The sequence below is a fragment of the Brevundimonas sp. P2_A6 genome, assembly GCF_056404975.1.
In genome coordinates, this window is record NZ_JBFUCZ010000003.1 from 23,648 (window position 1) to 47,851 (window position 24,204).

22 protein-coding genes are annotated in these 24,204 nt (G+C 67.1%); 5 read left to right on the plus strand and 17 right to left on the minus strand.

Going from position 1 to position 24,204, the window contains the following annotated elements:
• The first annotated feature begins 5 nt into the window (after positions 1 to 5).
• Positions 6 to 437, plus strand: coding sequence for a DUF488 domain-containing protein (locus AC1DW4_RS09160; protein WP_477016954.1), 432 nt, complete (start codon positions 6 to 8; stop codon positions 435 to 437).
• Between the two features lie 73 nt (positions 438 to 510).
• On the opposite strand, the gene AC1DW4_RS09165 is transcribed toward AC1DW4_RS09160, so the two are convergent.
• The 17 genes from AC1DW4_RS09165 to AC1DW4_RS09245 all read right to left on the minus strand — a co-directional run bounded on the left by AC1DW4_RS09165 (position 511) and on the right by AC1DW4_RS09245 (position 20,257).
• Positions 511 to 2,550, minus strand: a complete 2,040-nt coding sequence (locus AC1DW4_RS09165) for a TonB-dependent receptor (RefSeq protein ID WP_477016955.1) — start codon at positions 2,548 to 2,550, stop codon at positions 511 to 513.
• 82 nt (positions 2,551 to 2,632) lie between these two features.
• Positions 2,633 to 3,967, minus strand: coding sequence for an MFS transporter (locus AC1DW4_RS09170; RefSeq protein ID WP_477016956.1), 1,335 nt, complete (start codon positions 3,965 to 3,967; stop codon positions 2,633 to 2,635).
• Positions 3,968 to 3,986: 19 nt separating this feature from the next.
• Entirely contained in the window at positions 3,987 to 4,952 is a 966-nt protein-coding gene (locus AC1DW4_RS09175; RefSeq protein WP_477016957.1) for an alpha/beta hydrolase, read from the minus strand.
• Complete coding sequence (locus AC1DW4_RS09180) at positions 4,949 to 6,352, minus strand: FAD-linked oxidase C-terminal domain-containing protein (RefSeq protein ID WP_477016958.1); 1,404 nt, start codon at positions 6,350 to 6,352, stop codon at positions 4,949 to 4,951. Before AC1DW4_RS09180 ends, AC1DW4_RS09175 begins: the two co-directional genes overlap by 4 nt.
• Positions 6,353 to 6,374: 22 nt before the next feature.
• The gene (locus tag AC1DW4_RS09185) at positions 6,375 to 8,495 is read right to left on the minus strand and encodes a TonB-dependent receptor (protein WP_477016959.1); all 2,121 of its coding nucleotides are present in this window, start codon (positions 8,493 to 8,495) and stop codon (positions 6,375 to 6,377) included.
• 108 nt (positions 8,496 to 8,603) lie between these two features.
• Positions 8,604 to 9,344 (minus strand): FadR/GntR family transcriptional regulator, encoded by a 741-nt coding sequence (locus AC1DW4_RS09190; protein ID WP_477016960.1) that lies wholly within the window; start codon positions 9,342 to 9,344, stop codon positions 8,604 to 8,606.
• A gap of 10 nt (positions 9,345 to 9,354) precedes the next feature.
• Positions 9,355 to 10,155 (minus strand): helix-turn-helix domain-containing protein, encoded by an 801-nt coding sequence (locus tag AC1DW4_RS09195; protein ID WP_477016961.1) that lies wholly within the window; start codon positions 10,153 to 10,155, stop codon positions 9,355 to 9,357.
• Positions 10,156 to 10,226: 71 nt separating this feature from the next.
• Positions 10,227 to 11,144 (minus strand): ROK family protein, encoded by a 918-nt coding sequence (locus AC1DW4_RS09200; RefSeq protein WP_477016962.1) that lies wholly within the window; start codon positions 11,142 to 11,144, stop codon positions 10,227 to 10,229.
• A complete protein-coding gene (locus tag AC1DW4_RS09205; protein ID WP_477016963.1) occupies positions 11,141 to 11,914 on the minus strand; it encodes an SDR family NAD(P)-dependent oxidoreductase in 774 nt (257 codons plus the stop codon). The genes AC1DW4_RS09200 and AC1DW4_RS09205 overlap by 4 nt, the downstream gene beginning before the upstream one ends.
• Before the next feature lie 10 nt (positions 11,915 to 11,924).
• Complete coding sequence (locus tag AC1DW4_RS09210) at positions 11,925 to 13,409, minus strand: carboxylesterase/lipase family protein (RefSeq protein ID WP_477016964.1); 1,485 nt, start codon at positions 13,407 to 13,409, stop codon at positions 11,925 to 11,927.
• Positions 13,410 to 13,607: 198 nt separating this feature from the next.
• Positions 13,608 to 14,834: an MFS transporter gene (locus AC1DW4_RS09215; RefSeq protein WP_477016965.1), complete on the minus strand. Its 1,227-nt coding sequence runs from the start codon at positions 14,832 to 14,834 to the stop codon at positions 13,608 to 13,610.
• A 19-nt stretch (positions 14,835 to 14,853) separates the two neighbouring features.
• Positions 14,854 to 15,798, minus strand: coding sequence for a Gfo/Idh/MocA family oxidoreductase (locus AC1DW4_RS09220; RefSeq protein ID WP_477016966.1), 945 nt, complete (start codon positions 15,796 to 15,798; stop codon positions 14,854 to 14,856).
• Positions 15,795 to 16,682: a class III extradiol dioxygenase subunit beta gene (locus tag AC1DW4_RS09225; protein ID WP_477016967.1), complete on the minus strand. Its 888-nt coding sequence runs from the start codon at positions 16,680 to 16,682 to the stop codon at positions 15,795 to 15,797. The genes AC1DW4_RS09220 and AC1DW4_RS09225 overlap by 4 nt, the downstream gene beginning before the upstream one ends.
• Positions 16,682 to 17,095 carry a protocatechuate 4,5-dioxygenase subunit alpha gene (gene ligA / locus AC1DW4_RS09230; RefSeq protein ID WP_477016968.1) on the minus strand — a complete coding sequence of 138 codons (414 nt, stop codon included), beginning with the start codon at positions 17,093 to 17,095 and terminating at the stop codon, positions 16,682 to 16,684. The genes AC1DW4_RS09225 and ligA overlap by 1 nt, the downstream gene beginning before the upstream one ends.
• Entirely contained in the window at positions 17,092 to 18,117 is a 1,026-nt protein-coding gene (locus AC1DW4_RS09235) for an amidohydrolase family protein (protein WP_477016969.1), read from the minus strand. Before AC1DW4_RS09235 ends, ligA begins: the two co-directional genes overlap by 4 nt.
• A complete protein-coding gene (locus tag AC1DW4_RS09240) occupies positions 18,114 to 18,995 on the minus strand; it encodes an NAD(P)-dependent oxidoreductase (RefSeq protein WP_477016970.1) in 882 nt (293 codons plus the stop codon). Before AC1DW4_RS09240 ends, AC1DW4_RS09235 begins: the two co-directional genes overlap by 4 nt.
• Positions 18,996 to 19,051: 56 nt before the next feature.
• Positions 19,052 to 20,257, minus strand: a complete 1,206-nt coding sequence (locus tag AC1DW4_RS09245; RefSeq protein ID WP_477016971.1) for a LysR family transcriptional regulator — start codon at positions 20,255 to 20,257, stop codon at positions 19,052 to 19,054.
• Between the two features lie 96 nt (positions 20,258 to 20,353).
• On the opposite strand from AC1DW4_RS09245, the gene ligK reads away from it, so the two are divergent.
• From ligK to AC1DW4_RS09265, 4 genes are read left to right on the plus strand one after another with little or no spacing between them, the layout of a single operon-like run.
• Complete coding sequence (gene ligK, locus AC1DW4_RS09250) at positions 20,354 to 21,028, plus strand: 4-carboxy-4-hydroxy-2-oxoadipate aldolase/oxaloacetate decarboxylase (RefSeq protein WP_477016972.1); 675 nt, start codon at positions 20,354 to 20,356, stop codon at positions 21,026 to 21,028.
• Positions 21,021 to 22,076: a 4-oxalomesaconate tautomerase gene (locus AC1DW4_RS09255; RefSeq protein ID WP_477016973.1), complete on the plus strand. Its 1,056-nt coding sequence runs from the start codon at positions 21,021 to 21,023 to the stop codon at positions 22,074 to 22,076. Before ligK ends, AC1DW4_RS09255 begins: the two co-directional genes overlap by 8 nt.
• Positions 22,073 to 22,954 carry an amidohydrolase family protein gene (locus tag AC1DW4_RS09260; RefSeq protein ID WP_477016974.1) on the plus strand — a complete coding sequence of 294 codons (882 nt, stop codon included), beginning with the start codon at positions 22,073 to 22,075 and terminating at the stop codon, positions 22,952 to 22,954. Before AC1DW4_RS09255 ends, AC1DW4_RS09260 begins: the two co-directional genes overlap by 4 nt.
• Entirely contained in the window at positions 22,954 to 24,087 is a 1,134-nt protein-coding gene (locus AC1DW4_RS09265) for a cobalamin-independent methionine synthase II family protein (RefSeq protein WP_477016975.1), read from the plus strand. The genes AC1DW4_RS09260 and AC1DW4_RS09265 overlap by 1 nt, the downstream gene beginning before the upstream one ends.
• Positions 24,088 to 24,204 lie beyond the last annotated feature (117 nt).

Consider the following 24,204-nt stretch of genomic DNA (forward strand, 5'->3'; position numbering starts at 1 on the left):
CGGCGATGAAACTGTTCACCATCGGATACGAGGCGGCGACGCAAGGCGACGTCATCGGGCGGCTGAAGGCGGCGGGGGTCGAGACCCTGGTCGATGTGCGCGCCGTGGCGGCGTCCCGCCGGGCGGGCTTTTCCAAGACCATCCTGGGCGAAAGCCTGCGGGCCCAGGGCATCGACTATCTGCACCTGCGGGCGCTCGGCACGCCGAAGGCCGGACGGGAGGCGGCGAAGAAGGGCTACATCCGCGAAATGCGGGCGATCTTCGCCGATCACCTGGCCGAAACGGCGTCGCAGCTTCAGCTAGCCGAACTGAGGACGCTGGCGACCGAGAGGCGCGTCGCCCTGCTGTGCTTCGAAGCCGATCACGCAGGCTGTCACCGCGCCGTCTTGGCCGAACAGCTGGCGGCCCAGGACGGGTTCGAGGTGGTGAACCTGTAGGCGCCCGAGCCTGGCGAAGCCGAGACCGACGGGATCGGATGCGGCCCTGCCGGCGTGACGGTGTTCTGGCCGCCTAGAAGCGGTAGGCCACGCCGACGCGGAAGTTCCGCCCCGGCAGGGGCGCGATGTCCTTGAGGAACGACACGTGCTCGCGCGCTTCCTCGTCGGTCAGATTCCGGGCCTCGGCGAACAGGGTGACGTTCCGATCCGCCAGCGGACGCCAGGCGGCGGCCAGGTTCAGCAGGGTGTAGCCGTCGGTGGGCAGTTCGTTGTCGGTGACCTCGTCCTGCTCGCCGACATGGCGCACCTCGACGCTGGCGTCCAACGGGGTCGAGGTCCAGGCCAGACGGCCGGTGATCGAGTATGGAGGAATGCGTGCCGCCGGACCCAGGTCGGTGTCGGCCTTGACATAGTCGGCCTGACCTTCGATCGCGATCTTGCGCTCCCCGCTCTCCCACAGGGCATAGGAGCCTTCGGCCTCGAAGCCGTAGAAGTCCGCAGCCGTCTGCACGAACCGATAGATCGGGAAATCCTCTCCGTCATAGTTGAAGAGGACTCCGGTCGCCCGTTCATCGATGAAGCCGTCGTACCGCGAGCCGTAGAGGTGCAGGTCGCCCGTGAAGCGGTCGGCGTCATAGTGGACCGTCGCCTCCAGCGTATTGACCTTTTCGGTGTCCAGGGTGACGTCGCCCGTCTCGTAGGCCGCCGTGGCGATGTGGACCCCGTCGGCGAACAGTTCGACCTCGGACGGCGCGCGCTCGTTGTGGGCCAGGCTCAGCGCCACGAACAGTCCGGGCGCAGGGCGCGCGAAGACGGCGGCCGAGGCCGAGACGTTGTCATATTCGCGCTGGAGCTCCGTCGTCGTACCCAGAGGCGTCGCGGTCAGCGTCCGGCGGTCGAAGCGCAGACCGCCCTCGAAGCCGATCGAACCGCGATCCAGACGCTGAACGGTGTAAAGGCCCTGCTCCTCGATGTCGGTCGTTGGCACGAAGGCCTCGGCACCGATCGCCGCGAAGTTACGCTTCAGGGCCTGAACGCCGATCGCGCCGTTCCAGCCGTCGCGCTCGCGCTGGACCAGGTCGACGCGGCCTTCCTCGCCGTCCGAGTTGAAGATGGTGCCCGGCTGGCCCGGTGCCTCGAACTCGGTGTGGGTATATTCGGCGTGGCCGAAGTTGCCGCGCAGGGCGCTGAACGGACCCTGGTCGAAGCGGTATTCGCCGCGCACGTCCTCGCGCGTCTGATGCAACTGGATGAAGACGGTGGGTTCGGCGACCGTGCCGTACTCGCTGTCCGTCTCCTTGTAGGAGGCGCCGAGGAATCCCTGATCGCCGATATAGCTGCCGCCGACGCCCCAGGCCTCGAGCTCCGTGTAGGAGTTGGGCTGGGTGCCGCCCGGACCGCGCGGATCGCCGTCCGCATCAGCCAGTCGCGCCGAACGCGCCGGCGACGGGATGTCGTAGTCCTCGGTCGAGCGCTTGACGCCGTCGATATTGAAGGCGAACGGACCGGCGCCGACGGTCAGACGACCGAAGATCGAGCGTCCGTCATCGACGCTGGAGGCCTGGGTCGAGATCACACCGTCGACGCCACCTTCAGGCTGTTCGGTCGGGATGCGGTTGTCGATGATGTTGACCACACCGCCGATGGCCGAACCGCCATAGATCAGGGTCGAGGGTCCGCGCACCACCTCGATGCGATTGGCCTCGGCCGGGTCGGTGGCCACGGCATGGTCGGGCGACACCGAGGAGGCGTCGATCAGGCCGATGCCGTTGGACAGGACCTGCACGCGCGGACCCGACAGGCCGCGGATCACCGGGCGGCTTGCGCCCGGGGCGAAGCTGTTGGAGCGCAGGCCCGGCTGGCTGGCCAGCATGTCTCCGAGCGACTGCGCGGGTGCCACGGCCAGCGCCTGCTCGTCCACGATATCGGTGGCGATCACGGAGGCGCGCTGGCTCACGCCATAGGGGGTCGCGGTGACAACCACGTCGTCAAGGGTGTCAGCCTGGGTTCGAGGCGCCGTCTGAGCGAACGCTGTGCCCCCGAGCACGGTCCAGCCGGCCGCAGCCAAAAGCAGAGCGCGATTCGAGGCGAGAGCGGAGCGGACAGCGGACATGGCGACCTCATAACGATGAGATCAAGTGTTATGAGATAACATCACATGTCGTCAAGTCGTGACGTATCGACGAGATCGCGGTTCAGGGCGCGACTTCGGCGATCGGAGCGGGGGCGTTCATCATAGCGACGACGAAGCCCATCAGAGAGATCAGACCCGCACCGACGCCGACGACGGCCAGCGCGAGGCCCAGGTGCTGCTCGCCTCCCAGCGCCCGGCTGCCCAGGGTCACCAGGATCGGGGAAATGCCCAGACCGACCAGCGACCCCAGGATCATGAAGGCCCCGAGACAGACGCCGCGCTCCTCGTTAGGGACCAGGACGGCGATGGCGGTGGCGGTGACCAGGCCGGTGATCGAGCCGGCCGCCAGCAACAGGAACAGGACCAGCGCAAACGCCGGGACCGAGCTGATGATCGGGAAGATCGCCGCAGGAACGCCGACGGCCGCGGCCACGACCGCTCCCATCAGAATGCCGCCCCGTATCGAGCTTTTGTGGCCTCGATCGGCGACGAAGCCGGCGATGACCGGACCCAGAACGCCCGCGATCAGCAGCATACCGCCCAGCAGCCCGCTCGCCTCGCCCGTCGTCAGCAGCAGATCGCGCTGCATGACCGGCACGGCCCAGACGCCCGCGGCGGCGTCGGCCATAACCACGCTGATCTGACCGACGAACAGCGGCAGCAGGAACTTCCACCGACGGCCCAGCGCCTTCAGCATCAGGCCCAGATCGTTGCTGGTGTTTTCCACCTCGTGACGTGCAGGCTCGCGGATGATGAACTGCACCAGCATGGCCAGGGCGCTGACGGCACCCAGAACCAGCGACGCCTCGCGCCATGCCGAAAGCTGCAGGCCCGGCAGATCCAGGTTTCCGGAGAAGGCCGTGAACAGCACGCCGCCCACCACGAAGGCCAGCGCCGGCCCTAGCGTATTGCCCATGCCCAGGAACAGCATCGCCCGACCGCGCTGCGCCGGCACCGAAAGGTCCGACAGCAGCGAAACCGCCAGAGGGATGACGCTCATGGTCCCGATGCCCGCCAGCATGCGAGCGACGAAGAGGCTGTAGAAGTCGCCTGCGAAGGCCGTGCTGATCATGCCGACCGTCCAGCACAGACCCAGGATCTTCATCAGCCGCGTACGCTTCGAATGGTCGGTCAGCCAGCCCAGCGGGATGGCGAGCACCGCCACCGGCAGGGCAGCGGCGATGCCCTGGATCAGGCTTATCTGATAATCGCTGAGCCCCAACTCCAGCTTGGCGGCCTCTTGCACGGGGGAGAAGGCCAGACGCACGATCCCTGCAACCAGGACGATCAGGGACACCAGCATCACGGCCCGCCAAGCCGTTTTTCGAATGGGCTGGTCGTTGATCACCCGCGATAGCGCGTCGCCGGGCGTCGGATCGACTGTCAGGATCGCCATGGTCAGGCCTCCGGCGCGCTCAGGCGCCCTTCAGAAAACGGGATAGGGCGTTCAGGCTGTCGCGCCGCGCATTGGCCGATATCTCGGCGGCCGGATCGAAGTCGAAACCGTGGAAGCCACCGGAATAGACGTGCAGTTCGGTCGGGACGCCGGCGCGCATCAGCCGCCGCGCGTATTCGATGTCCTCTTCCAGGAACAGATCGAGCGCCCCGGTGGAGATGAAGGTCGGCGGCAGGCCGGTCAGGTCGTCCGCTCGCGCCGCCGCCGCATAGGGACTGATCCCCTCGCCGCCCGGCTCCTGGCCCAGCAGAGCGGCCCAGCCGAAGCGATTGTTGTGCGGCGTCCAGATGAACTCGCCCGCGTAAGGATGCGGGTCGGGATGGGTGCAGGTCCGGTCGTCGAGCATCGGGTAGATCAGATGCTGAAACGCCAGCGCGTGCTGGCCCCGATCGCGCGCCATCAGCCCCAGCGCCGCCGCCAGCCCACCGCCCGCGCTCTCGCCCATCACGCCGATCCGGGCGGCGTCGATACCGAGATCGCCTGCCTGGGAGAAGGTCCAGGCCAGACCCGCATAGCAATCCTCGATCGCGCCCGGAAACACCGTCTCAGGCGCCAGGCGATAGTCGACCGTCACGATCACGCAGCCCAACTGCGCGACCATGGCGCGATGCATGGCCTCCTGCGCATCTACGCTGCCGATCACATAGCCGCCGCCATGGACGTGGTAGATGCAGCCGACGGGACCTGCGTCCTGCGCGGGCCGATAGACCAGCAGACCCACGTCCGGGGCTCCGTTCAGGCCTGGCGCGGAGCGGCGTTCCAGCCGTACCGCGCGTGCCGCTTCGCTGATCTCCGGCATCGGCATGCGATCAACGCCGCGGATGATCTGCAGGAGGTCATCGGCCAGATCCACCTGCGGCCAGGCGTCCAGCAGGTTCAGCAGCGCGGGGTCGACCAGACGCCGGGTGTTCGTCGGCCGCGTCACAGGCTGAAGATCTTGCCGGGATTGAACAGGTTCTGCGGGTCGATGGCGCGCTTGATCGTCCGCATCATCTCGACCGCGTCGCCGAGTTCCTCCACCAGCCAGTCCTGCTTGCCCAGACCGATGCCGTGTTCGCCGGTGCAGGTGCCGTCCATATCGAGCGCGCGACGGACCAGTCTGTGGTTCAAGGCCTCGGCCTCGGTCGCCTCTTCGGGCCGGTTCGGGTCCAGCACGAAGACGACGTGAAAGTTGCCGTCGCCGACATGACCCAGGATGGTCGCCGGAATGGTGGCCAGCGCCAGATCCTTCTTGGTTTCCAGAATGCATTCGGCCAGGCGGCTGATCGGCACGCAGACGTCGGTGGCCCAGCCCACGGCACCCTTTCGCAGACCGACGGCGGCGTAATAGGCCTCGTGCCGGGCCTTCCACAGCCGGGCGCGTTCCTCCGGCAGGTTGGACCACTGGAAGGCGGACCCGCCGTTGTCCGCGGCGATGGCCGAGACCGTCTCGACCTGTTCCTGGACATAGGCCTCGGAGCCGTGGAATTCGAAGAACAGGGTGGTCGTCTCGGGATAATCGAGGTTCGACCACGCATTGACGGCCTTCATCTGGACGTCGTCCAGGATCTCGACCCGGGCCAGCGGAACCCCAAGCTGGATCGACTGCACCACCGTATCGACCGCGCCGGACAGGCTGTCGAAACTGCACACCGCCGACAGGATGGCCTCGGGGATGCCGTGCAGCCTCAGGGTCACTTCGGTGATGATGCCGAGGGTCCCCTCCGCTCCGATCATCAGCCGGGTCAGGTCGTAGCCGGCCGCCGATTTGCGGGCACGACGCGCGGTACGGATATCGCGTCCGTCCGGCGTCACGACCCGCAGGGACAGGATCGCCTCACGCATCGTGCCATATCGGACCGCATTGGTGCCCGATGCCCGGGTCGAGGCCATTCCGCCGATCGTGGCGTTGGCTCCCGGATCAATGGGGAAGAACAGACCGACGTCACGCAGGTGTTCGTTCAACTGCTCGCGACGCACACCGGCCTGGACCGTGACGTCGGCGTCCTCCGCATTGACCTGCAAGATGGCGTTCATCTCGGACAGATCGACGGTCACACCGCCGCGTGTTGGCGTGGTGTTGCCCTCGATCGAGGTGCCGGCGCCGTAGGGGATCACCGGCACGCCGTGCTGAACGCAAAGCTGCACCAGGGCGACGACCTCCTCGGTCGAGTGGGCGAAGACGACCGCATCGGGCATGACCGTCGCGAAATGGCTTTCGGACGCGCCGTGCTGGGATCGCATGGCCTCGCCCAGGTGCAGGCGATCTCCGAAGATCGCCCGCAGCCCGCCGAGCATGGCGCTCGGCAAGACCTGGGACTGAAACGACGTCGGCAAGGCGCTCATGACGCTACTCCGTCCGCCGGCCCTAGAACCGCGCGTTCAGACGCACGCCGACCCGACGGCCATCCCCGGTAATGCCCAGGTCGCTGACCGCTGCCGCCGGGAACCCGAAGGCCCCCAGCAAAGACTTGTCGAGGTACGAGTCGTAGTAATCCTCGTCCAGCAGGTTGGTGGCGAATACGGCCACGGTGTAGTTGTCCCACTCATAGGCCACGTTGGCGTTGACGACCGTGTAGCCCTCCAGGGTCGGGGCGAAGGTGGGGCTCAGGCTCGATCCCACACGCTCGCCCTTGTAGCTGGCGGTCAGGTCGGTGTGCAGTTCGCCAGGACCGACCGGATAGGTCAGGCTGGCGGTCACGAAGCCCTGCCAGTCCGGCTGGAACAGGATGCGATCCGAGGCCAGGCCCGTGCCGATGACGGCCCGGTATTCCGAATCGTCGGTGATGCGGGCGTGGTTGTAGGTGCCGCCGCCGCGCAACTGGAAGACCTCGTTCGGCGACCAGACACCTTCGACCTCGACTCCATAGGCCTCCACGTCGCCGGTGTTCAGGTTGACCGCGACCAGGGCCGGGGTCAGCGAATTCTGGCCGATATAGTGGCTGTAGTCGTTGTAGTAGACGGCCGTATTGACGGTCAGGGTGCGGCTGTCGTTGGTCAGTTTGTCGCCGACCTCGTAGGTCCAGACCGAGTCGCCCTGCCAGAACGGGTTGGGGGCACCCGGCGTGTTGGCACCCCCACCCCGGAAGCCGCGCGAGATCGAGGCATAGGAGGTGTGGTTCGGCGTCCAGTGCTGAGACAGGGTCACGCGCGGCTGCCATTCGTCGGCGGTGTATCGGCCGCGGCCTGTTACCTTGACCTCCTGATGGTCGAAACGGATGCCGGCGGAAAGCTCCAGGGTGTCGCTCAGGTCATAGAAGGCGTTGGCATAGATGGCTTGCGACTGCAGCTCGTCGGTCTGGCTGGTCACGCTGGGGACGACGACGACGCCAGCGGGCGCAGCACCCAGCAGCAGGCCCAGGTCGATGGTCCGCGACACGTTGTCGGTGCTGGTCGAGTGGTTGGCGAAAACGCCGATCAGGGTCGACAGGCGGTCCGACCAGGCGGTGTCGAAGCGGAACTCGCCGGTGTAGGTTTCGCGGTCGTTGCGGCCGTCCACGACGTTGATGATCGGCACGGGGCCGAAGTCGCCGTCGCCCGACGCCCGGCCTTCCTTTTTGTCATAGGCCAGGATGCCGGTCATCGTGGTCTTGGTGTCCAGGTCGGCCACCAGCTTGGCGTTGACGCCCGAGTAGTCGTACTGGGCGATCGAGTTCTGGTTCAGCCGCGTATCCTCGACATAGACGGTCGGCCCGGTCGAGCGGGAATAGGCGGTCTGGGAACCGGTCACGCGGTTGTAGTAGGCGTTCAGGCTGATCTCGAGGCGCTGGGCCTGGGGCACCTGCCACACGAGGGTGCCGTTGACCGATTCCGTCTCCAGCGGACGGGCATCGCCACCGGCCAGGGTGTTCTCCGAGAACCCGTCCTGACTGTGATAGCTGGCGGCCAGGCGACCGCGCAGCGAGCCCTCGATGATCGGGCCGCTGATGCTGGCCCCATAGGTCTGGTAGTTGTCCGGTCCGGCGTAGCTCGCCGTGGCGCGGCCCTCGAAGATGTCAGTCGGGGCGCGCGTGATGACGTTGATCGCACCGCCCAGGGTGTTGTTGCCGAACAGGGTGCCCTGTGGGCCACGCAGCACCTCGATCCGTTCCACATCCACGACCGGGCTGTTCAGATAGGAGGTGTTCGGCTGGTAAATGCCGTCGATGAAGATGCCGACGCCGGGTTGGACCGTGTCGATCAGGGTGGTGCCAACGCCGCGGATCGACAGGAAGGCGCGACCGACCGCATCCGAGGAAATGTTCAGGCCCGGGGTCAGGGCGGCGACGTCCTTGACCAGGTTGATCTGTTCGCGCTCCAGCGTATCGCCCGAGACGGCGGTGACGGCGATCGGCACGTCCTGCAGGCGTTCTTCGCGTTTACGGGCCGTGACGACCACGTCGTCGACCTGGCTGGCGGTGGGCTCGGACTGGCTGTCCTGAGCGAAGGCATTGCCGGACGTCAGCGCGATGGCGGCGGCACTGGTGGCGAGAAGTATCTTGAAGCGCATCCTGGTTCCCCCTCGGGTTGCGCCGGAATTGTCCCGGTCGCTGTTGCATTCAGGGGTAGGCCAGGATCGACCTATCTGAAAGGTCGGAAGCTATGCCGATCGGAAGGATCAGTTGGCACTCCGCCGATCCATGCCGACCAGATCGCTATGGATCGCGGCGTCGAAATGGTCGTCCATCGCGGCGGCGGCTGCGTCCGCGTCGCCCCGCCGAATGGCCTCGGCGATTCGGCGGTGACGGTCCAGCATGACGTCGGGGTGCAGGCCGGCCTTTCGCGTGCGCCAGGCCGCCGGAACCGCGACCTCCATCAGGGGCGCGAACGAGGCCACGATCTGGACGAACAGGGCGTTGTGGCTGGCCTTGGCGATGGCTTCGTGAAAGGCAATGTCGATGCGCGTCGTCGCGGCAAGGTCATCGCGGGAACCGGCAAGAGCCTCGGCAAGACTGACGATCTGAACGGCTTCGGCTTCGGTCCGGCAGGCCGCCGCCAAGGCGGCCGTCTTGACCTCTATGGTCCGGCGCACATCCCAGATCTGGGCGACGGTGATCTGGGCCGTGCTGACGGCATGGTCCATGGAGGTGGCGATGATCGAGCCGTCGATGGCTCCGACCCGCGCCTTTCGCCCGTTGCCGACGTCGATCAGGCGCAACGCCGCCATCGCCCCGAAGGCCTCGCGCATGACCGCGCGACTGACACCCAGGCTGGATGCGAAATAGCCCTCGCCCGGCAGGCTGTCGCCGACACGCAGGCCGTTCTCGCGGATGTGGTCGCCGACCGCGCGGATGGCGAAGTCCACGCGGGATTCGGCGTCGCTCGCGGGAGCGCGATCCTGAAAATCCGTCACACTCATCGCTCGATCCTCAGGCCGCCAGATGCCGGGCACGGAAATCCGAAGGCGACACCCCGAACCGCCGCCCGAACGCCCGGGCGAAGCTGGCATTGTTGATGTAGCCGCTCTCGTAGCCGACCGACGACACCGGCAGGTCGGTGGTCAGCAGCATGCGACTGGCCTCGGTCAGGCGACGCGCCGTCAACGCCTCGCCGACCGAGCAGGCGAACACCTGACGGAATCCCCGGGTCAGCTTCTCGCGGTTCAGCCCACATTCCGCCGCGACCGCGTCCAGCGACAGCTTTTCGTGCCAACGCGCCTCGATCAGGGTCAGGGCGGCAGCGATCCGGCGGCTGTCTGCCTGGGTCAGGTCACCGGACGCCATCGAGGTCAATGCACCTTGGTCCAGCGCCGCCCAGGTCTCATAGACCAGCTCGATGCTCTTGGCCGCCAGATAGATTTCCGCCGCCTCGCCGCGCCGGGTGCAGTCGCGGACCGCCAGAGCGATCGCCCGCAGTTCGCACGGCAGGTAATAGGTCTCGTTGGTCTCCGCGCCCGGGCGAACACCGCCGTCGATCCGGTCCACGACCGCCGGTGCCAGCAACAGCACGACGCGCAGGCCCGCCTCCGCCTGGTTCAGCAGGGTGGCCACGCCGGCGCGCCCGACCAGCGTCAGACTGGGGCTGGCATCGCTCATGTCGAAAGCCACGGCCATGGCCTGGTCCGGGATCGCGGTGGGGCTGAGGACACCCCGGCCGCGGACGATGGTCATTTCGTGCGACACGATGATCGAATGGGGCGGTCCGATTGGAACCACATTGGTCTGGGCCACGGCGTTCTCCCTCGCTCTTCTTCGAGAGCTAGGCAGAGGTTGGACCTATCAGACAGGTTTGGCAAGACCTCTCAGATAGGTCTTGCCGCCGCGTCATGCGCGGCGATCCCCAGGGCCAGGGCCCCCATCGGACCCGCGCGGTGGCCGAGGGTCGGATTGACGAGGAAGGTTTGTATGGCAGCGGCGATCTCTGGCACCTGGGCATAGCTCGCCAGGCTGTCCACCAGCGCAGCGCGAATGCGCGGCAACAGGTGCGGTTGTCCCATGCCGATGCCGCCGCCCATCAGGATCCGTTGCGGCGCGACCGTCAGCACCAGGTTGTGCATCAGCGCCGCCAGCACGAACACGGGCTCGTCCCAGGCCGGATCGCCGCGCCGGAGGGTCTCGGCTGGAAATCCCGCCCGCGCAGCGATGGATGGACCGGAGGCCAGCCCCTCAGCGCAATCGCCATGAAATGGACAGACACCTTCGAAGACCTCTCCCGCGAGCCGTCCGACCCGAAGATGCCCGGCCTCGGTGTGGCCCAGTCCCCGGATCGAGCGACCTTCCACGATGGTCCCCACTCCGATGCCGGTTCCGACGGTCACATAGGCGAAGGACGAAAGACCGACCGCCCCGCCCCAGCGTCCCTCGGCGAAGGCGGCGGCGTTGACGTCGGTGTCGAAGCCGATGGGCACGCCCCACCGCCGCGCCCGCCCCAGCACGTTCGCCCCCGACCAGCCGGGCTTGGGCGTATTGACGATGCGCCCGTGGTCGGGCGAGGTGGGGTCCAGCTGGATCGGGCCGAAACTGGCCACGCCCACCGCCTGAAATCCATGTTTGGCCTGCCAGCGTCGCAGCACCTCGTCGATCGCGTCCAGGGTCTCCACCGGCGTGGTCGTCGCGATGCGGGCCTCGGCCCGGATGTCGTCCGGTCCCGTGCCCAGGACGAGCACGCATTTGGTCCCGCCCAGCTCGACACCGGCGACCAGTGCTCCTGCCGCGCTCACCAGCAGGTGTATCCGCCGTCGACCAGGACGATCGATCCGGTCATCAGGCTGGCCGCGTCGGACGCCAGGAACAGAACCACGGACGCGACCTCCTCGGGTTCGCCCAACCGCCCCATCGGCGTCGAGTCGATCCACCGCTTGTACATCGGGGCTTCGCGATCGGCGAAGGCGTTCAGGGGGGTGGCGATATAGGTCGGGGCCACCGCATTGACCCGCACCCCCCGTGCGCCCCATTCCGCCGCCAGCGACCGGGTCAGTTGATGCACCGCCGCCTTGGACGCGTTGTAGTGCGCCTGGCCCTGGGGCCGGTTGACGATGAAGCCGCTCATCGACCCGACATTGACGATGCTGCCCGACCCTCGCGCCAGCATGTGCCGGCCGAAGGCGCGCGCGCACCAGAAGGTGCCGTTCAGGTTGATGTCGAGGACGTTCAGCCAGCGCTCGTCCTCCATGGCCTCGGCCGCGATTTCGCTGCGCGCGATGCCGGCGTTGTTGACCAGGATATCGACGCGGCCCAGCCGTGCGACCAGTTCGTCCGCCGCCCGCCCGACCGCCCCGGCGTCGGACACGTCCATGACGACGCCCTCGGCCGCCAGACCCTTGGCCGTCAGGGCCGCGACGGCCTGATCGATGACCTCCGCCTTCAGGTCGGCCACGACCACGCGAGCACCGGCTTCGGCCAGCGCCTCGGCGCAGGAAAGGCCGATGCCGCTGGCTCCGCCCGTGACCACGGCGACGCGATCGGCGACGCGAAAGCGTTCCAGATACATGCCCACGCCCCTATTCCCGCCAAAGGTCGGCGGCGGGAATGTCCGGATCGCGCACCGCCTCGCCCAGGTCCAGGCGATAGACCTGTCGCGTGTTCGATTCATACTCCGGCCACGGCGCCGAGCCGTCGCGGGCGTAGTCCACCCAGATCGCGTGGATGCGGTCGGCCAGATCCTGCGGCGGATTTTCGCCCAGGAAGCCCTTGGGGCCCGCCCCCGTCGCCAGGGTGTCGAACACGAACGGCATCTCCACGGCGTGACAGGCCCCGAGCTCTCCGCGGAACGCCGGCGAGCGCCAGCCCATCTCGTAGAAATGCGTCCTTCCCTTGTGCCGCGCCGCGAACACCCGTGCCGGCCAGCGGAACACGAGGTCGGTCAGGACCCGAGCCAAGCGCTCCCCCGCCTTCTCGCTCCTGCGTTTGTAGGCCCTCAGCATTCGCCCTGCCCTGGGCTCGACCTTGCCGAGGATGAACCAGGCCAAGAGACCGTTGATCTTGGCCTTCACGCCCGTCGGTACGAGATAGATGTTCATTTCTTCCAGATTGGTGCCGATCAGCACGTCGATCTCGGCACCCGCTCCCTGATCCAGTGCCTGCAGCGGTGGAACCGGGATCAGATCGTCGCCGAAGACGGGAAGAAATTTGCTCAGCCCATAGGCCGGCTCCCGACCCCGCGCGTCGCGCAGGTCCAGCTTGGCGGCCGGCATCTGAACCTTGGCGAGCGCGTCCAGCCCGGCCTGGGCCGACACGGTGCGGAAACCGTCCCGGGTCGCCGGCACGCCCAGCATCCTGGCCAGCTTGTTCACCACCTTGCGATTGGTGGCGATCGACCGGACCATCGATCCGTGTCCGCTCTGGATGATCGCGCGCCGAAACAGCCCCTTGGCCAGAGGCGAGACGACGAGATCGCCGATCGACATGGCTCCGGCCGATTCCCCCGCCACGGTGACGTTCGCGGGATCGCCCCCGAAGGCCGCGATCTCCTGCCGAATCCACTGCAACGCCGCGATCATGTCGCGCAGTCCCAGGTTCGTCGGCACGCCGGGTATGGGCAGGAAGCCATCGATGCCGAGGCGATAGTTGATGGTGACGCAGACCACGCCGTCCCGCGCGAAGCCCGCGCCGTCGTGCACGGGCGCCGCGCCCGACCCGCCGGTCCAGGCCCCGCCGTGGATGAACACCAGCACGGGCAGACCCGAGGCCGTCTCGTCGGGCGTCCAGATGTTCAGGTTCAGATAGTCGTCGCCCTGGATCCAGCCTTCGCCGACCAGCGGCGCCAGATCGAGGGCATCGAATTCGGCTAGCTGATAGGGCGCGGTCGGCCCATGCACGATGGCGTCACGAACCTCGTCCCAGGGCGCGTGTGGCGTGGGCGGCGCGAAACGAAGATCGCCGATGGGGGCGGCCGCATAAGGGATCCCCAGGAACCGCGACCCGAATGCATGACGCGATCCGCGCACGTCGCCGGATCCGATTCGAACAACTGTGTGGTCGGCCATATGCGCCCCATGGAAAGCGCCGATAGTGCAGCGATCGGCGGTCATTGCGGAAGCCCGGCGACTGTGCCGTTCGACACTCACACCTTGCAGGGTGTCCACTTCGTGAACGATCAGGTCTGCGGCCGATGGCCGAACCCCACTCCGTCAGCCCCGGGATTGGCCGGGCGGAATCCGTCCTGGTCGTGGGCCTTTGGGCGGTTAGTTCCTGGCCGAGGCGTCCGCCTGTTCGACCCCGATCGCCGCAATCCGGCCGCGACCGCGCCAGAGGTGATGCAGGCAGGCCGCGACCGCGAAACCGCCGCCCATGACGGACAATCCCGACCATCCGCCCAGACTCAGAACCTTGACCCCCAGCGCGGATCCAACGGCCGCCGCGCTGTAGTAGCTGAGCATATAGACCGCGTAGATGCGGCTCTGCGCGTCAGGGTCTATCGAGAAGACGCGAACCTGGTTGGGAATCTGCGCCCCGAACACCCCGAGGTCCAGCAGGACGACGCCCGCGATCATGCCGCCCAGGGTGTTGCCCCAGACGAACAGGACCGCGAAGGCGGCGATGATCAGCAGCAGGGCGACCGTGATCAGCCGTTGCGGGCCGACCCGCTTGACCAGCCGGCCGGAGACCCTCGCACCCAGTATCCCCGCGAGCCCGACCAGACCGAACAGTCCCGCCTGCTGCACGCTATAGACGAAGGGCTGTGCGGTCACATGGATCGCCACAGTGGCCCACAGGGCATTGAACGAGACGAACCACAACGCGCCGGTCAGGGCGCTTTCTCGCAGAAGCGGATGGCGTTTCACCAGGCCGAGCATCGAGGCGATCAGAGCCGGATAGCGTAGGCTCACGGTCGGTGTATTGCGCGGCAGGACAAACTGGAACAGGACGCCGAACGTCACCGCCACGCCCGCCGCGGCCAGGAAGACGCCGCGCCACCCGAAATACTCGGCCAGGCTTCCGCTGATGGTTCGCGACAGCAGCAGACCGATCGACAGGCCCGTCATCAGGGTGCCGATGACCTGGCCGCGCATTTCCGGCTTTGCCAGCGAGGCCCCGAACGGGATCAACTGCTGGGTGATGTTGCCGCCCAGTCCGATGGCGAAACAGGCCGCGACCAAAACCCAGAAGCTGGGCGCGAACACCACCGCAAGAAGAGCCAGCGACAGGATCACGGACAGATAGCCGATCAGCGTGCGACGCGGGATCGTGTCGCCCAGCGGAGAGATCAGCAGAATCGCCAGGGCATAGCCGAACTGGGACGCGGCCGGGACCAGACCGACCACCCCGTCCTGCAGGTGAAAGGTCTGGCGGATCAGGGGCAGCAGCGGCTGATTGTAATAGAGGTTCGATGCCGTCGCGCAGATGGCGACCGACATCAGAAGCAGCAGCCCCCGACCCAGTTTCGGTGCGCCGTCGGCCGTCTGCGTCAAAGAACGACCAGCCGTTGCCTCATCGGCCCGCCAGCTGCCGCTCCAGCGCGCCCAGAACGCGGTAGCAGGGCAGGACCTGGGCCACGCTGGCGTTCGGTTCGCGGCCCTCCCGGATGGCGGCGACGAACTCGCGGTCCTGCAGTTCAATGCCATTCGAGGACACGGCCACGCCGGTCAGATCGACGGGTTCTTCCTTGCCGGTGAACAGGTCGTCGTAGCGGGCCAGATAGGTGCCGGTGTCGCCGATATAGCGGAAGAAGGTGCCCAGCGGCCCGTCGTTGTTGAAGCTGAGCGACAGGGTGCAGATCGCGCCGCTTTCGGCCTTCAGCTGGATCGACATGTCCATGGCGATGCCCAGCTCGGGATGCATCGGCCCCTGCATGGCGTGGGCCTCCACGATCGGCCCGGCCTGATAGGCGAACAGATCGACGGTGTGCGCCGCGTGGTGCCACAGCAGGTGGTCGGTCCAGCTGCGCGGCTCGCCCTTGGCGTTGATGTTCCGGCGGCGGAAGAAATAGGTCTGGACGTCCATCTGCTGGATGTTCAGTTCACCCGCCCTGATGCGGTTGTGCACCCACTGGTGGCTGGGATTGAACCGCCGCGTGTGACCGACCATGGCGACCAGACCGGTCTCGGCGGCGCGGGCAGCGACGGCCTCGGCGTCGGCGAGACTGTCGGCCAGCGGGATCTCGACCTGAACGTGCTTGCCCGCGTTCAAACAGGCGAGGGCCTGAGCCGCGTGCAGCTGGGTCGGCGTAGCGAGAATGACCGCGTTGAGACCCGGGATCGCCAGCGCCTCGTCCAGCTCCGTCGTCGCGTGCCCGATGCCGTATTTCTCGGCGACCTTCTGGGTGGCCTCCAGCGTGCGGCCGACGACGCTGACGACCTCGACACCGTCGATCAGCTTCAGCGCATCCAGATGCTTTTCGCCAAAGGCCCCTGCTCCTGCCAGTGCGATCTTCATGCGGCGACGCCCTCTGCATCGTTGGCATTGGCGGCGTCACTGTCCGCGACCGGCCGCAGCACGATATGACCGACCGCCGTGTTCGAGGCCGGCACGTGATAATGCCGGTGCAGCATCTCTGTCGTCTTGCCCATGGCCCCGCGCATGATCAGCCACATGACCATCTCGATGCCTTCGGAGCCGGTCTCGCGCAGGTATTCGATGTGCGGGATGCGGCGGAGCGCGTCGGTCGAACCGACCAGCTGATCCAGGAACCGGTTGTCCCATTCCTTGTTGATCAGACCGGCGCGCGGTCCCTGCAGCTGGTGGCTCATGCCGCCCGTTCCCCAGACCTGGACGTTGAGGTCCTCGGGATAGCTGGCGACGGCCTTGGCGATTGCCTCGCCAAGGGCCCAGCAGCGGTTGCCCGAGGGGGGCGGATAGGTGACGACGTTGACGGCCAGCGGAATGACCTTGCACGGCCAGGCGTCGACCTTGCCGAACATCATCGACAGCGGGACCGTCAGGCCGTGGTCGACCTCCATCTCGTTGATAATGGTCATGTCGAACTCGTCGAGGATACACGACTGGGCTATGTGCCAGGCCAGATCCGGATGCCCCTGGACCACGGGCACCTGACGCGGTCCCCAGCCCTCGTCGGCGGGGGTGAAGCTTTCGGCGCAACCGATAGCGAAGGTCGGGATGAACTTCATGTCGAACGCGGTCGCATGGTCGTTGAACACCAGGATGACCACGTCCGGCTTCTCGGCCTTCTCCCACGCGCGGGTCCAGTCGAACCCGGCGAAGGCGGGCTTCCAGTACGCTTCCTCGGTCTTGTCGAAATCGACCGCGACGCCGAGCGCGGGAATGTGGCTGCAGGCCACGCCTGCGGTGATGCGGGCCATCAGGTCTTCTCCTTGATCGAGCGCTGGCCGATGGGAGAGCGGCCGCCGGCGATCATCATTGCCGTGTAATCCTCGAAACTCATGTCGGTCATGGTCGAGACCGCCTGGGCAAAGCTCTTGCCGTCGGTCGAGAACAGCTTGGCCAGGAAATAGATATTGCCGCCCAGCGCCAGACATCGGTTGAAGTCGCGATCCAGCACCGCCTGCTTCTGCTCCTCGGTCATTGGCCACTGGTCCAGATAGGCCCGCTCGTCGGCCTTGAAGGCTTCTCGGTTGGGGGCCTTCATCAGGCTCATGGCGAACTGGTTCAGGTGATACCCCTGACGCGCGCGGGCTGCGGTGAACACCAGGGTGCCGGGAATGTCGTCCATCTCGGCCAGATAGGCATGGATGTCGGTCGGGGCGGTGGTCATAGCCCTCTCTCCTTCAGCTTGGCGTCGAGGCGCGGAAAGACGCGGCGCGCATTCCCCTCGAAGATGGCATGGCGCTGCTCGGCCGTGATGGGAGCGGCGTCGATGTAGCGTTTGGTGTCGTCGAAATACTGGCCGGTCTGCGGATCGATTCCGCGCACCGCACCGACCATCTCTGACCCGAACAGGATGTTCTTGGTCTCGATCACCTGGGCCAGCAGGTCCACGCCCGGCTGGTGATAGACGCAGGTGTCGAAGAAGACGTTGTTCATCAGGTGGGTATCGAGCGACGGCTGCTTCAGCATATCGGCCAGACCCCGGTAGCGCCCCCAGTGATAGGGCACGGCCCCGCCGCCGTGGGGAATGATCAGCCTCAGCGTCGGGAAATCCTTGAACAGGTCGCCCTGGATCAACTGCATGAAGGCGATGGTGTCGGCGGCGATGTAGAAGGCCCCGGTCGCATGCAGGCCCGGGTTGCACGATCCAGAAACGTGGATCATCGCCGGCACGTCCAGTTCCACCATCGCCTCATAGAACGGATACCAGAACCGGTCGGTCAGGGGCGGGGCGGTGAAATGCCCGCCACCGGGATCGGGGTTCAGGTTGCACCCGATGAAGCCCAGTTCGGTCACGCAGCGACGCAATTCGGCGATCGAACCGGTCAGGTCCGCCTTGGGGCTCTGCGGCAGCATGCAGACGCCGGCGAAGGTCTCCGGATACAGGTCGCAGACGCGCGCGATCAGGTCGTTCGACACCCGTGCCCATTCCAGCGAGACCGCCTCATCGCCGACATGGTGGGCCATGGTCGAGGCGCGCGGGCTGAAGATCGTCAGGTCGGCCCCGCGCTCCTTCAGCAGCTTCAGCTGGTTCTGCTCGATCGTCTCGCGGATCTCGTCGTCGGTGATTGCGGGATACGGCGGCGCGGCCTCGCCGCTTCGATACGCCGCCTTCTGCGCGTCGCGCCAGGCGTCATGTTGCGGCGGGGCGGTCGTGTAGTGACCGTGGCAGTCGATGACCAGGCTCATGCCGCAGCCTCTTTCTGCACCGGCGCGAGGGCCGCGAGCTTGGCTGTCAGTCCGTCCGGCGGATCGATGCCGAGCGCGCCCAGGCTTTGCTGCAGGGCGACCGTGCCCCGCGTCATGGTCGATCCGACGCCGAGTGAATCGAGCGTGGCGACCGACTCCTCCATCTCCGCCGCGCGACGCAGCCCGTGGACCATCATGCGATCCAGATTGTAGTCCAGCCTGTGCCCCCAATCGGCCCCCGGCCAGCTGGCGTCGAGCGATGCGACGACGGCCTCGGTCACGCCCGCGCGGTCGGCCGCGATGGCGAGTTCGGCCGACAGGGCCTCGATGCCCTTGACCATGATCGAGCGAATCATCTTGACCGCTGCCGCCGCACCGACGCCGCCATCAACGACCGTGATGTCTGTAAAGCCCAGGTCGGCCAGTCGCCGGGTCGCCTCGGTCGAATGGGGCCCGCTGACCATCAGGGGCGCGGTAAGGCGCTTCGGCAGAACCGGCGACAGCACGGCGACATCGACGTAGCGGCCCCCCACGGCCTCGATCACGCGGGCAGCCGTCCGCTTGGTGTCCGGGGCCACGCTGTTCATGTCCAGCCACAAGGTCCCCGGCGCGATCGTCATGGCCGCCTCGCGCGCCGCCGCCGTCGCCTGGTCGGCGGTGACGAGACAGGCGACGAGGTCGGCGCTCGCAACCGCATCGGCCGCTGTGCCGCAGCCGTGGACACCGACGCGCTCGAAGTCGGCCTGCTTGGCGACGCGCGTCTCCGGCTTGTCGGTCTTGCGGTCGTAGGCATGGACGGCAAGGCCGGAGGCGACCCAGCTCTGCGCGAAGGCCGAGGCGGCCTCGCCGAACCCGACAGTTGAAACGGACGACATCATGGAGCGGCAGCTATCGTGGCGGAGGTTGCGGCAGGCAATTCAATAGAGATCGCGGCCTATTCAATTTCCTGAAACGATGCGGATGCCGCGGTCTCAAGAAAGGTCAGAAATCGACCCTGTGAGGGGGTCGGTCGCCAGTCGATCCGCGTGGTTACGCCTATCGTTCGCACCGTCTCCAGACGAGCCGGGCCGATGGGTGCCAGCACGCCCGCGTCGATCTCCAGCGCGACCTGATCGTGCGAAAGCAGGGTCAGCAGATCGCTCTGGCGCAGGATTCCCCGGATGGCGGTGACGGAACCGCACTCCACCGGTGCGGCCGGAACCGGTCCGCCCGCGAACATGGCGTGCCACAGGAGGCGCAACGGCGATCCGGGACGGCCGATCACCCACGGGTAACGGGCCAGGGCTTCCCGGTCCGGCGCAGGATCACCCGCCAGCGGATGACCGGCCCGGCCCACGACCATCAAACGGTCCTGCAGCAGAGGACTCTGCACCAGATCGACGGGCGTCTCCTCGCGCAGGGCACCGACCATGATGTCGACGACCCCGTCGCGCAGTGGATCGACGAGCTCGCGCCAGGCCCCGTCGACGATGTCGATCTGGAAGTCCGGCTCTGTCGCCACCATGCCTGCGACAGCTTCGGGAAGCAGAATCGCGCGCGACAGAGGCATAGCCCCGATCGTAATGCGGTTGGCGTCGCCACCCCCACCGGGAAGGATCTCCACGAGGGCGGCGGCCAGCTCGGCCCGCGCCAGCCGCGCGCCGCGCACCAGTCGTCGTCCTGCTTTTGTCAGGACGACCCCTCGCCCCTGTCGCTCGACGATGGGCACGGCACAGATCTGCTCCAGGTCGCGCACCGCTGCGTGCAAACCGGGCTGTGACAGGCCCGTCGCCCTCGACGCCGCGACGAAACTGCCTGCGTCGGCCAAGGCGAGAAAGGCGCGAAGCTGGGTCGCGGTGACCAGCTGTTCGGGCCGGGCAAAGCCGCTGCGACCCGCCTGCCGCGCCGCTTCGGCCAGTTGAACGAAGGCCCGGTCGGTCCGCTCGGCCAGAACCTGGCCGGCTTCGGTGGCGCGAACGCCATTTGGCTGACGCATCAGCAGACGAACGCCCAGGCGCGCCTCCAGCTTGGCCAGCCCCTGGGTCAGGGCGGGCTGGGACAGACCGACCGCGTCGGCAGCTGCGGTCATCCCGCCGCGCGCGATCACCACGCCGAGGGCTCGCAGGTGCCGAAGATTAAGATCGAAGGGGGACAGGGCCATGACCATCTATCGTAAAAACTTATCGGTCGGACACAAATGCGAATTGCCCCTCTTCCGCCCCCTCTCCATCACCGCGATCGAGGCAGGGAGACGCGCATGGCCGGTCGGGTGGTTCAAAAGATCGAACGGGCGGATGCCGCGGTCATCGACGGTCTCGCGGCTCTGGGCGTCGCCACGGTGCACGAGGCTCAGGGGCGCATCGGACTGCTGGCCCCGCACATGCGCCCGATCTATGCCGGTGCGCGCATCGCGGGATCGGCCGTGACCATTTCCTCGCCGCCCGGCGACAACTGGATGCTGCACGTCGCGATCGAACAGTTGTCGGCGGGCGACATTCTTGTCCTGGCTCCGACCTCGCCCTGCGAGGACGGGTATTTCGGCGACCTTCTGGCCACATCCGCCCAGGCGCGGGGGTGCCGGGGGCTGGTGATCGATGCAGGCGTGCGCGACGTGCGCGACCTGACGGAAATGAACTTTCCGGTCTGGTCAAAGGCCGTATTTGCGCAAGGGACCATCAAGGCGACGCTGGGGTCGGTGAACGTGCCGATCGTCTGTGCCGGGGCGGCGATCGAGGCGGGCGATGTGATCGTGGCGGACGACGACGGCGTCTGTGTCGTGCGCCGGGTGGATGCGGCCAAGGTGCTGGAAGCCGGTCGTGCCCGCGAGGCGAATGAAACCTCCAAGCGCGCGCGCCTGGCGGCTGGCGAGCTGGGCCTCGACATCTATGACATGCGCGGAAAGCTGGAGGCCATGGGCCTGCGCTATGAGTAAGGGCGTCGCCTGCATGTGGATGCGCGGCGGGACGTCCAAGGGGGCCTTCTTTCTCGCCGACGATCTGCCCGCCGACGTCAGCGCGCGCGACGCCTTCCTGCTGCGGATCATGGGGTCGCCCGACCCGCGCCAGATCGACGGCATGGGCGGGGCCGATCCGCTGACGTCCAAGGTCGCGGTGGTGTCCAGGTCGGATCGCGACGGCGTCGACGTCGACTATCTGTTCCTGCAGGTCTTCGTCGATCAGCCGACGGTCACCGACGCCCAGAACTGCGGAAACATGCTGGCGGGAGTCGGGCCCTTCGCGATCGAACGCGGCCTGGTCGCTGCGGCGGGCGACGAAACGCCGGTCGCGATTTTCATGGCCAACACGGGCCAGATCGCCGTCGCTACGGTGGCGACACCCGGCCGGATCGTCACCTATGACGGCGAGGTCAGGATCGACGGCGTGCCCGGCACCGCCGCGGCCATCCCCCTTGAGTTCAGGGACACTGCCGGATCGTCGTGCGGGGCCCTTCTCCCGACCGGCAATACCGTGGACGTCATCGACGGCGTCGCCTGCACCCTGATCGACAACGGCATGCCCTGTGTCGTCATGCGGGCCGATGCGGTGGGCGCGACCGGTTACGAGGACCGCGACACGCTCGATGCCGCGACTGAGCTGAAAGCCAAGATCGAGGCCATCCGGCTGCAGGCCGGGCCGATGATGAACCTGGGCGACGTCGCCGACAGCTCGGTGCCCAAGATAATGCTCGTCGCCGCCCCGCGTCAGGGTGGCGCAGTCACCGTGCGCAGCTTCATTCCCAAGCGTGCCCATGCCAGCGTCGGCGTGCTGGGGGCGGTCAGCGTCGCCACCGCCTGCCTGCTCGACGGCTCGCCGGCCGCCCAGGTGGCCATCGTTCCCACCGGCTCGCGAAAGACCCTGTCCGTGGAGCACCCGACCGGCGAGATGACCTGCGTTCTCGAAACAGAGCCGGCCGGCACCGTCGTCTCCGCCGCCCTTCTGCGCACGGCCCGGAAGCTGATGGACGGAAAGGTGTTCGCATGAGCGTCGATGCAGACGGCCGCGTCCGCAGCTGGACGCTCGACCCGTCCGTGCCCCGCTTTCAGCCGCCAGAGGGCGCGATCGACGCCCACTGCCATGTCTTTGGCCCTGCCGAGCGCTTTCCCTTCAGCGCCAAGGCCAAATACAAACCGCAGGATGCGGGCCCGGAGCAACTGTTCAGCCTGCGCGACCGGCTGGGCTTCTCCCGGAACGTCATCGTCCAGGCCAGTTGCCACGGCACGGACAACGGCGCGACCCTGAACGCCATCGCGGCGTCGAACGGCAAGGCGCGCGGCGTGGCCGTGGTCGATCCCGATATCAGCGACGCGGACCTTCAGGCGCTGCACGAGGGCGGTATTCGCGGCGTGCGCTTCAACTTCCTGAAGCGGTTGGTCGATGATGCGCCCAAGGACAAATTTCTGGACGTCGCCGCCCGTCTGCCCGCCAGATGGCACGTCGTCGTCTATTTCGAGGCGGATACTTTGGCCGAGCTGAGGCCCTTCCTGGACGCCGTGCCCGTCCCCATCGTCATCGATCACATGGGCCGACCGGACGTGACCCAGGGGCCGGACGGCGAGGACATGCGGGCCTTCCGCGCCCTGCTCGACAGCCGCGCCGACATCCACTTCAAGGCCACCTGTCCGGACAGGCTGTCGCCGCAGGATCCGCCGTGGGAGGATTTCGTCGCAGCCGTCCGCCCCCTGGTGGAGGCCTATCCCGACCGCTGCCTGTGGGGCACCGACTGGCCGCATCCGAACATGGAACGTCGCATCCCCGACGACGGCGCCCTGGTCGACGTCATCCCGCGGATCGCGCCGACCGCAGAGCTTCAGCGAAAGCTGCTGATCGACAACCCGACCCGCCTCTACTGGAGCGACTGATGGCCACGACGATCGCCACGACCCATGTCGGCAGCCTGCCGCGCGGCCCCGAGCTGACGCCCCTGCTGCTGGCCCGCGATCACGGCGAACCCTATGACGCCGACGCGTTCGACGTATCGGTCCAGACGGCGGTCAACGAAGCGGTCAAAAAGCAGGTCGAGGCGGGCGTCACCATCGTCAGCGACGGCGAGCTCGGCAAGGTCGGCTATTCGACCTACATCATCGAGCGGCTGTCCGGGTTCGGCGGCGACAGCCCCAGGAAGCCGGCGCTGGACCTCGCGCCCCTGCCCGAGTTTCGCGAGAAGCTGGCGGGGATCATGGGGGCGCAGGAGTTCACGCGCGCCTCGTGCACCGGCGAAGTGAAGCTGGTGAACCTGCAGCCGCTGCATGACGACATCCGCCGCTTCCGGACCGCACTGGAGGCCCATGGCGGCGGCACGCGATCGTTCATGAATTCGGCGTCTCCTGGTCTGATCACCGCCTTCCAGGCCAACGCCTTCTACCCAACCCATGAGGCCTATCTGGCCGACCTGGCCGACGCGATGCGGCCGGAATACGAGGCCATCGTCGATGCCGGCTTCGAGCTGCAGCTGGACTGTCCCGACCTGGCGATGTCGCGCCACACAGGCTACCAGGACATGGACGAGGCGGGGTTTCTGAAGACCATCGAAGCGAACGTCGAGGCGCTGAACGCCGCCACGGCCAATATCGCCCCTGAGAAAATGCGGATGCACATCTGCTGGGGCAACTACGAAGGTCCGCACAACCACGACATCCCGCTGGAACGGATCATGTCGATCATCCTGGCCGCCCGGCCCGCGACCATTCTGTTCGAGGCGGCCAATCCGCGCCACGAGCATGAGTGGACGGTGTGGCGCGACGCAGGAGTTCCGGACGACAAGATCCTGGCCCCCGGCCTGATCGACACCTGCTCCAACTATCTGGAGCACCCCGAGCTGATCGCCCAGCGCATCGAGCGGTTCACCGCCATCGTCGGCGCGGACCGGGTCGTCGCCAGCACCGATTGCGGGTTCGGCACCTTCGCCGGCTACGGAAAGATCGACCCGGCCGTCTGCTGGATGAAACTCGCCGCCCTGCGCGAAGGGGCCGATCTGGCTGCGGCCCGGGGGTGAGTTGCGAGTCGGCTAACAATGGGCTATTTCACTCTTCTGAACTTTTCACATATAGGAAAAGACAGATCGGGGAGGCAGCGGCGTGACCTTTCGGGTCGGCACCATACGCACTGACGC

Bases quoted from the DNA above. Each gene is read 5' to 3' on its own strand.
- AC1DW4_RS09170 (WP_477016956.1), bottom strand. From the start codon at position 3,967: ATGGCGATCCTGACAGTCGATCCGACGCCCGGCGACGCGCTATCGCGG.
- AC1DW4_RS09160 (WP_477016954.1), top strand. From the start codon at position 6: ATGAAACTGTTCACCATCGGATACGAGGCGGCGACGCAAGGCGACGTC.
- AC1DW4_RS09240 (WP_477016970.1), bottom strand. From the start codon at position 18,995: ATGATGTCGTCCGTTTCAACTGTCGGGTTCGGCGAGGCCGCCTCGGCC.
- AC1DW4_RS09190 (WP_477016960.1), bottom strand. From the start codon at position 9,344: ATGAGTGTGACGGATTTTCAGGATCGCGCTCCCGCGAGCGACGCCGAA.
- ligK (WP_477016972.1), top strand. From the start codon at position 20,354: ATGGCCGGTCGGGTGGTTCAAAAGATCGAACGGGCGGATGCCGCGGTC.
- AC1DW4_RS09245 (WP_477016971.1), bottom strand. From the start codon at position 20,257: ATGGCCCTGTCCCCCTTCGATCTTAATCTTCGGCACCTGCGAGCCCTC.
- ligA (WP_477016968.1), bottom strand. From the start codon at position 17,095: ATGACCACCGCCCCGACCGACATCCATGCCTATCTGGCCGAGATGGAC.
- AC1DW4_RS09210 (WP_477016964.1), bottom strand. From the start codon at position 13,409: ATGGCCGACCACACAGTTGTTCGAATCGGATCCGGCGACGTGCGCGGA.
- AC1DW4_RS09180 (WP_477016958.1), bottom strand. From the start codon at position 6,352: ATGAGCGCCTTGCCGACGTCGTTTCAGTCCCAGGTCTTGCCGAGCGCC.
- AC1DW4_RS09235 (WP_477016969.1), bottom strand. From the start codon at position 18,117: ATGAGCCTGGTCATCGACTGCCACGGTCACTACACGACCGCCCCGCCG.
- AC1DW4_RS09205 (WP_477016963.1), bottom strand. From the start codon at position 11,914: ATGTATCTGGAACGCTTTCGCGTCGCCGATCGCGTCGCCGTGGTCACG.
- AC1DW4_RS09265 (WP_477016975.1), top strand. From the start codon at position 22,954: ATGGCCACGACGATCGCCACGACCCATGTCGGCAGCCTGCCGCGCGGC.
- AC1DW4_RS09225 (WP_477016967.1), bottom strand. From the start codon at position 16,682: ATGGCCCGCATCACCGCAGGCGTGGCCTGCAGCCACATTCCCGCGCTC.
- AC1DW4_RS09260 (WP_477016974.1), top strand. From the start codon at position 22,073: ATGAGCGTCGATGCAGACGGCCGCGTCCGCAGCTGGACGCTCGACCCG.
- AC1DW4_RS09165 (WP_477016955.1), bottom strand. From the start codon at position 2,550: ATGTCCGCTGTCCGCTCCGCTCTCGCCTCGAATCGCGCTCTGCTTTTG.
- AC1DW4_RS09185 (WP_477016959.1), bottom strand. From the start codon at position 8,495: ATGCGCTTCAAGATACTTCTCGCCACCAGTGCCGCCGCCATCGCGCTG.
- AC1DW4_RS09255 (WP_477016973.1), top strand. From the start codon at position 21,021: ATGAGTAAGGGCGTCGCCTGCATGTGGATGCGCGGCGGGACGTCCAAG.
- AC1DW4_RS09220 (WP_477016966.1), bottom strand. From the start codon at position 15,798: ATGAAGATCGCACTGGCAGGAGCAGGGGCCTTTGGCGAAAAGCATCTG.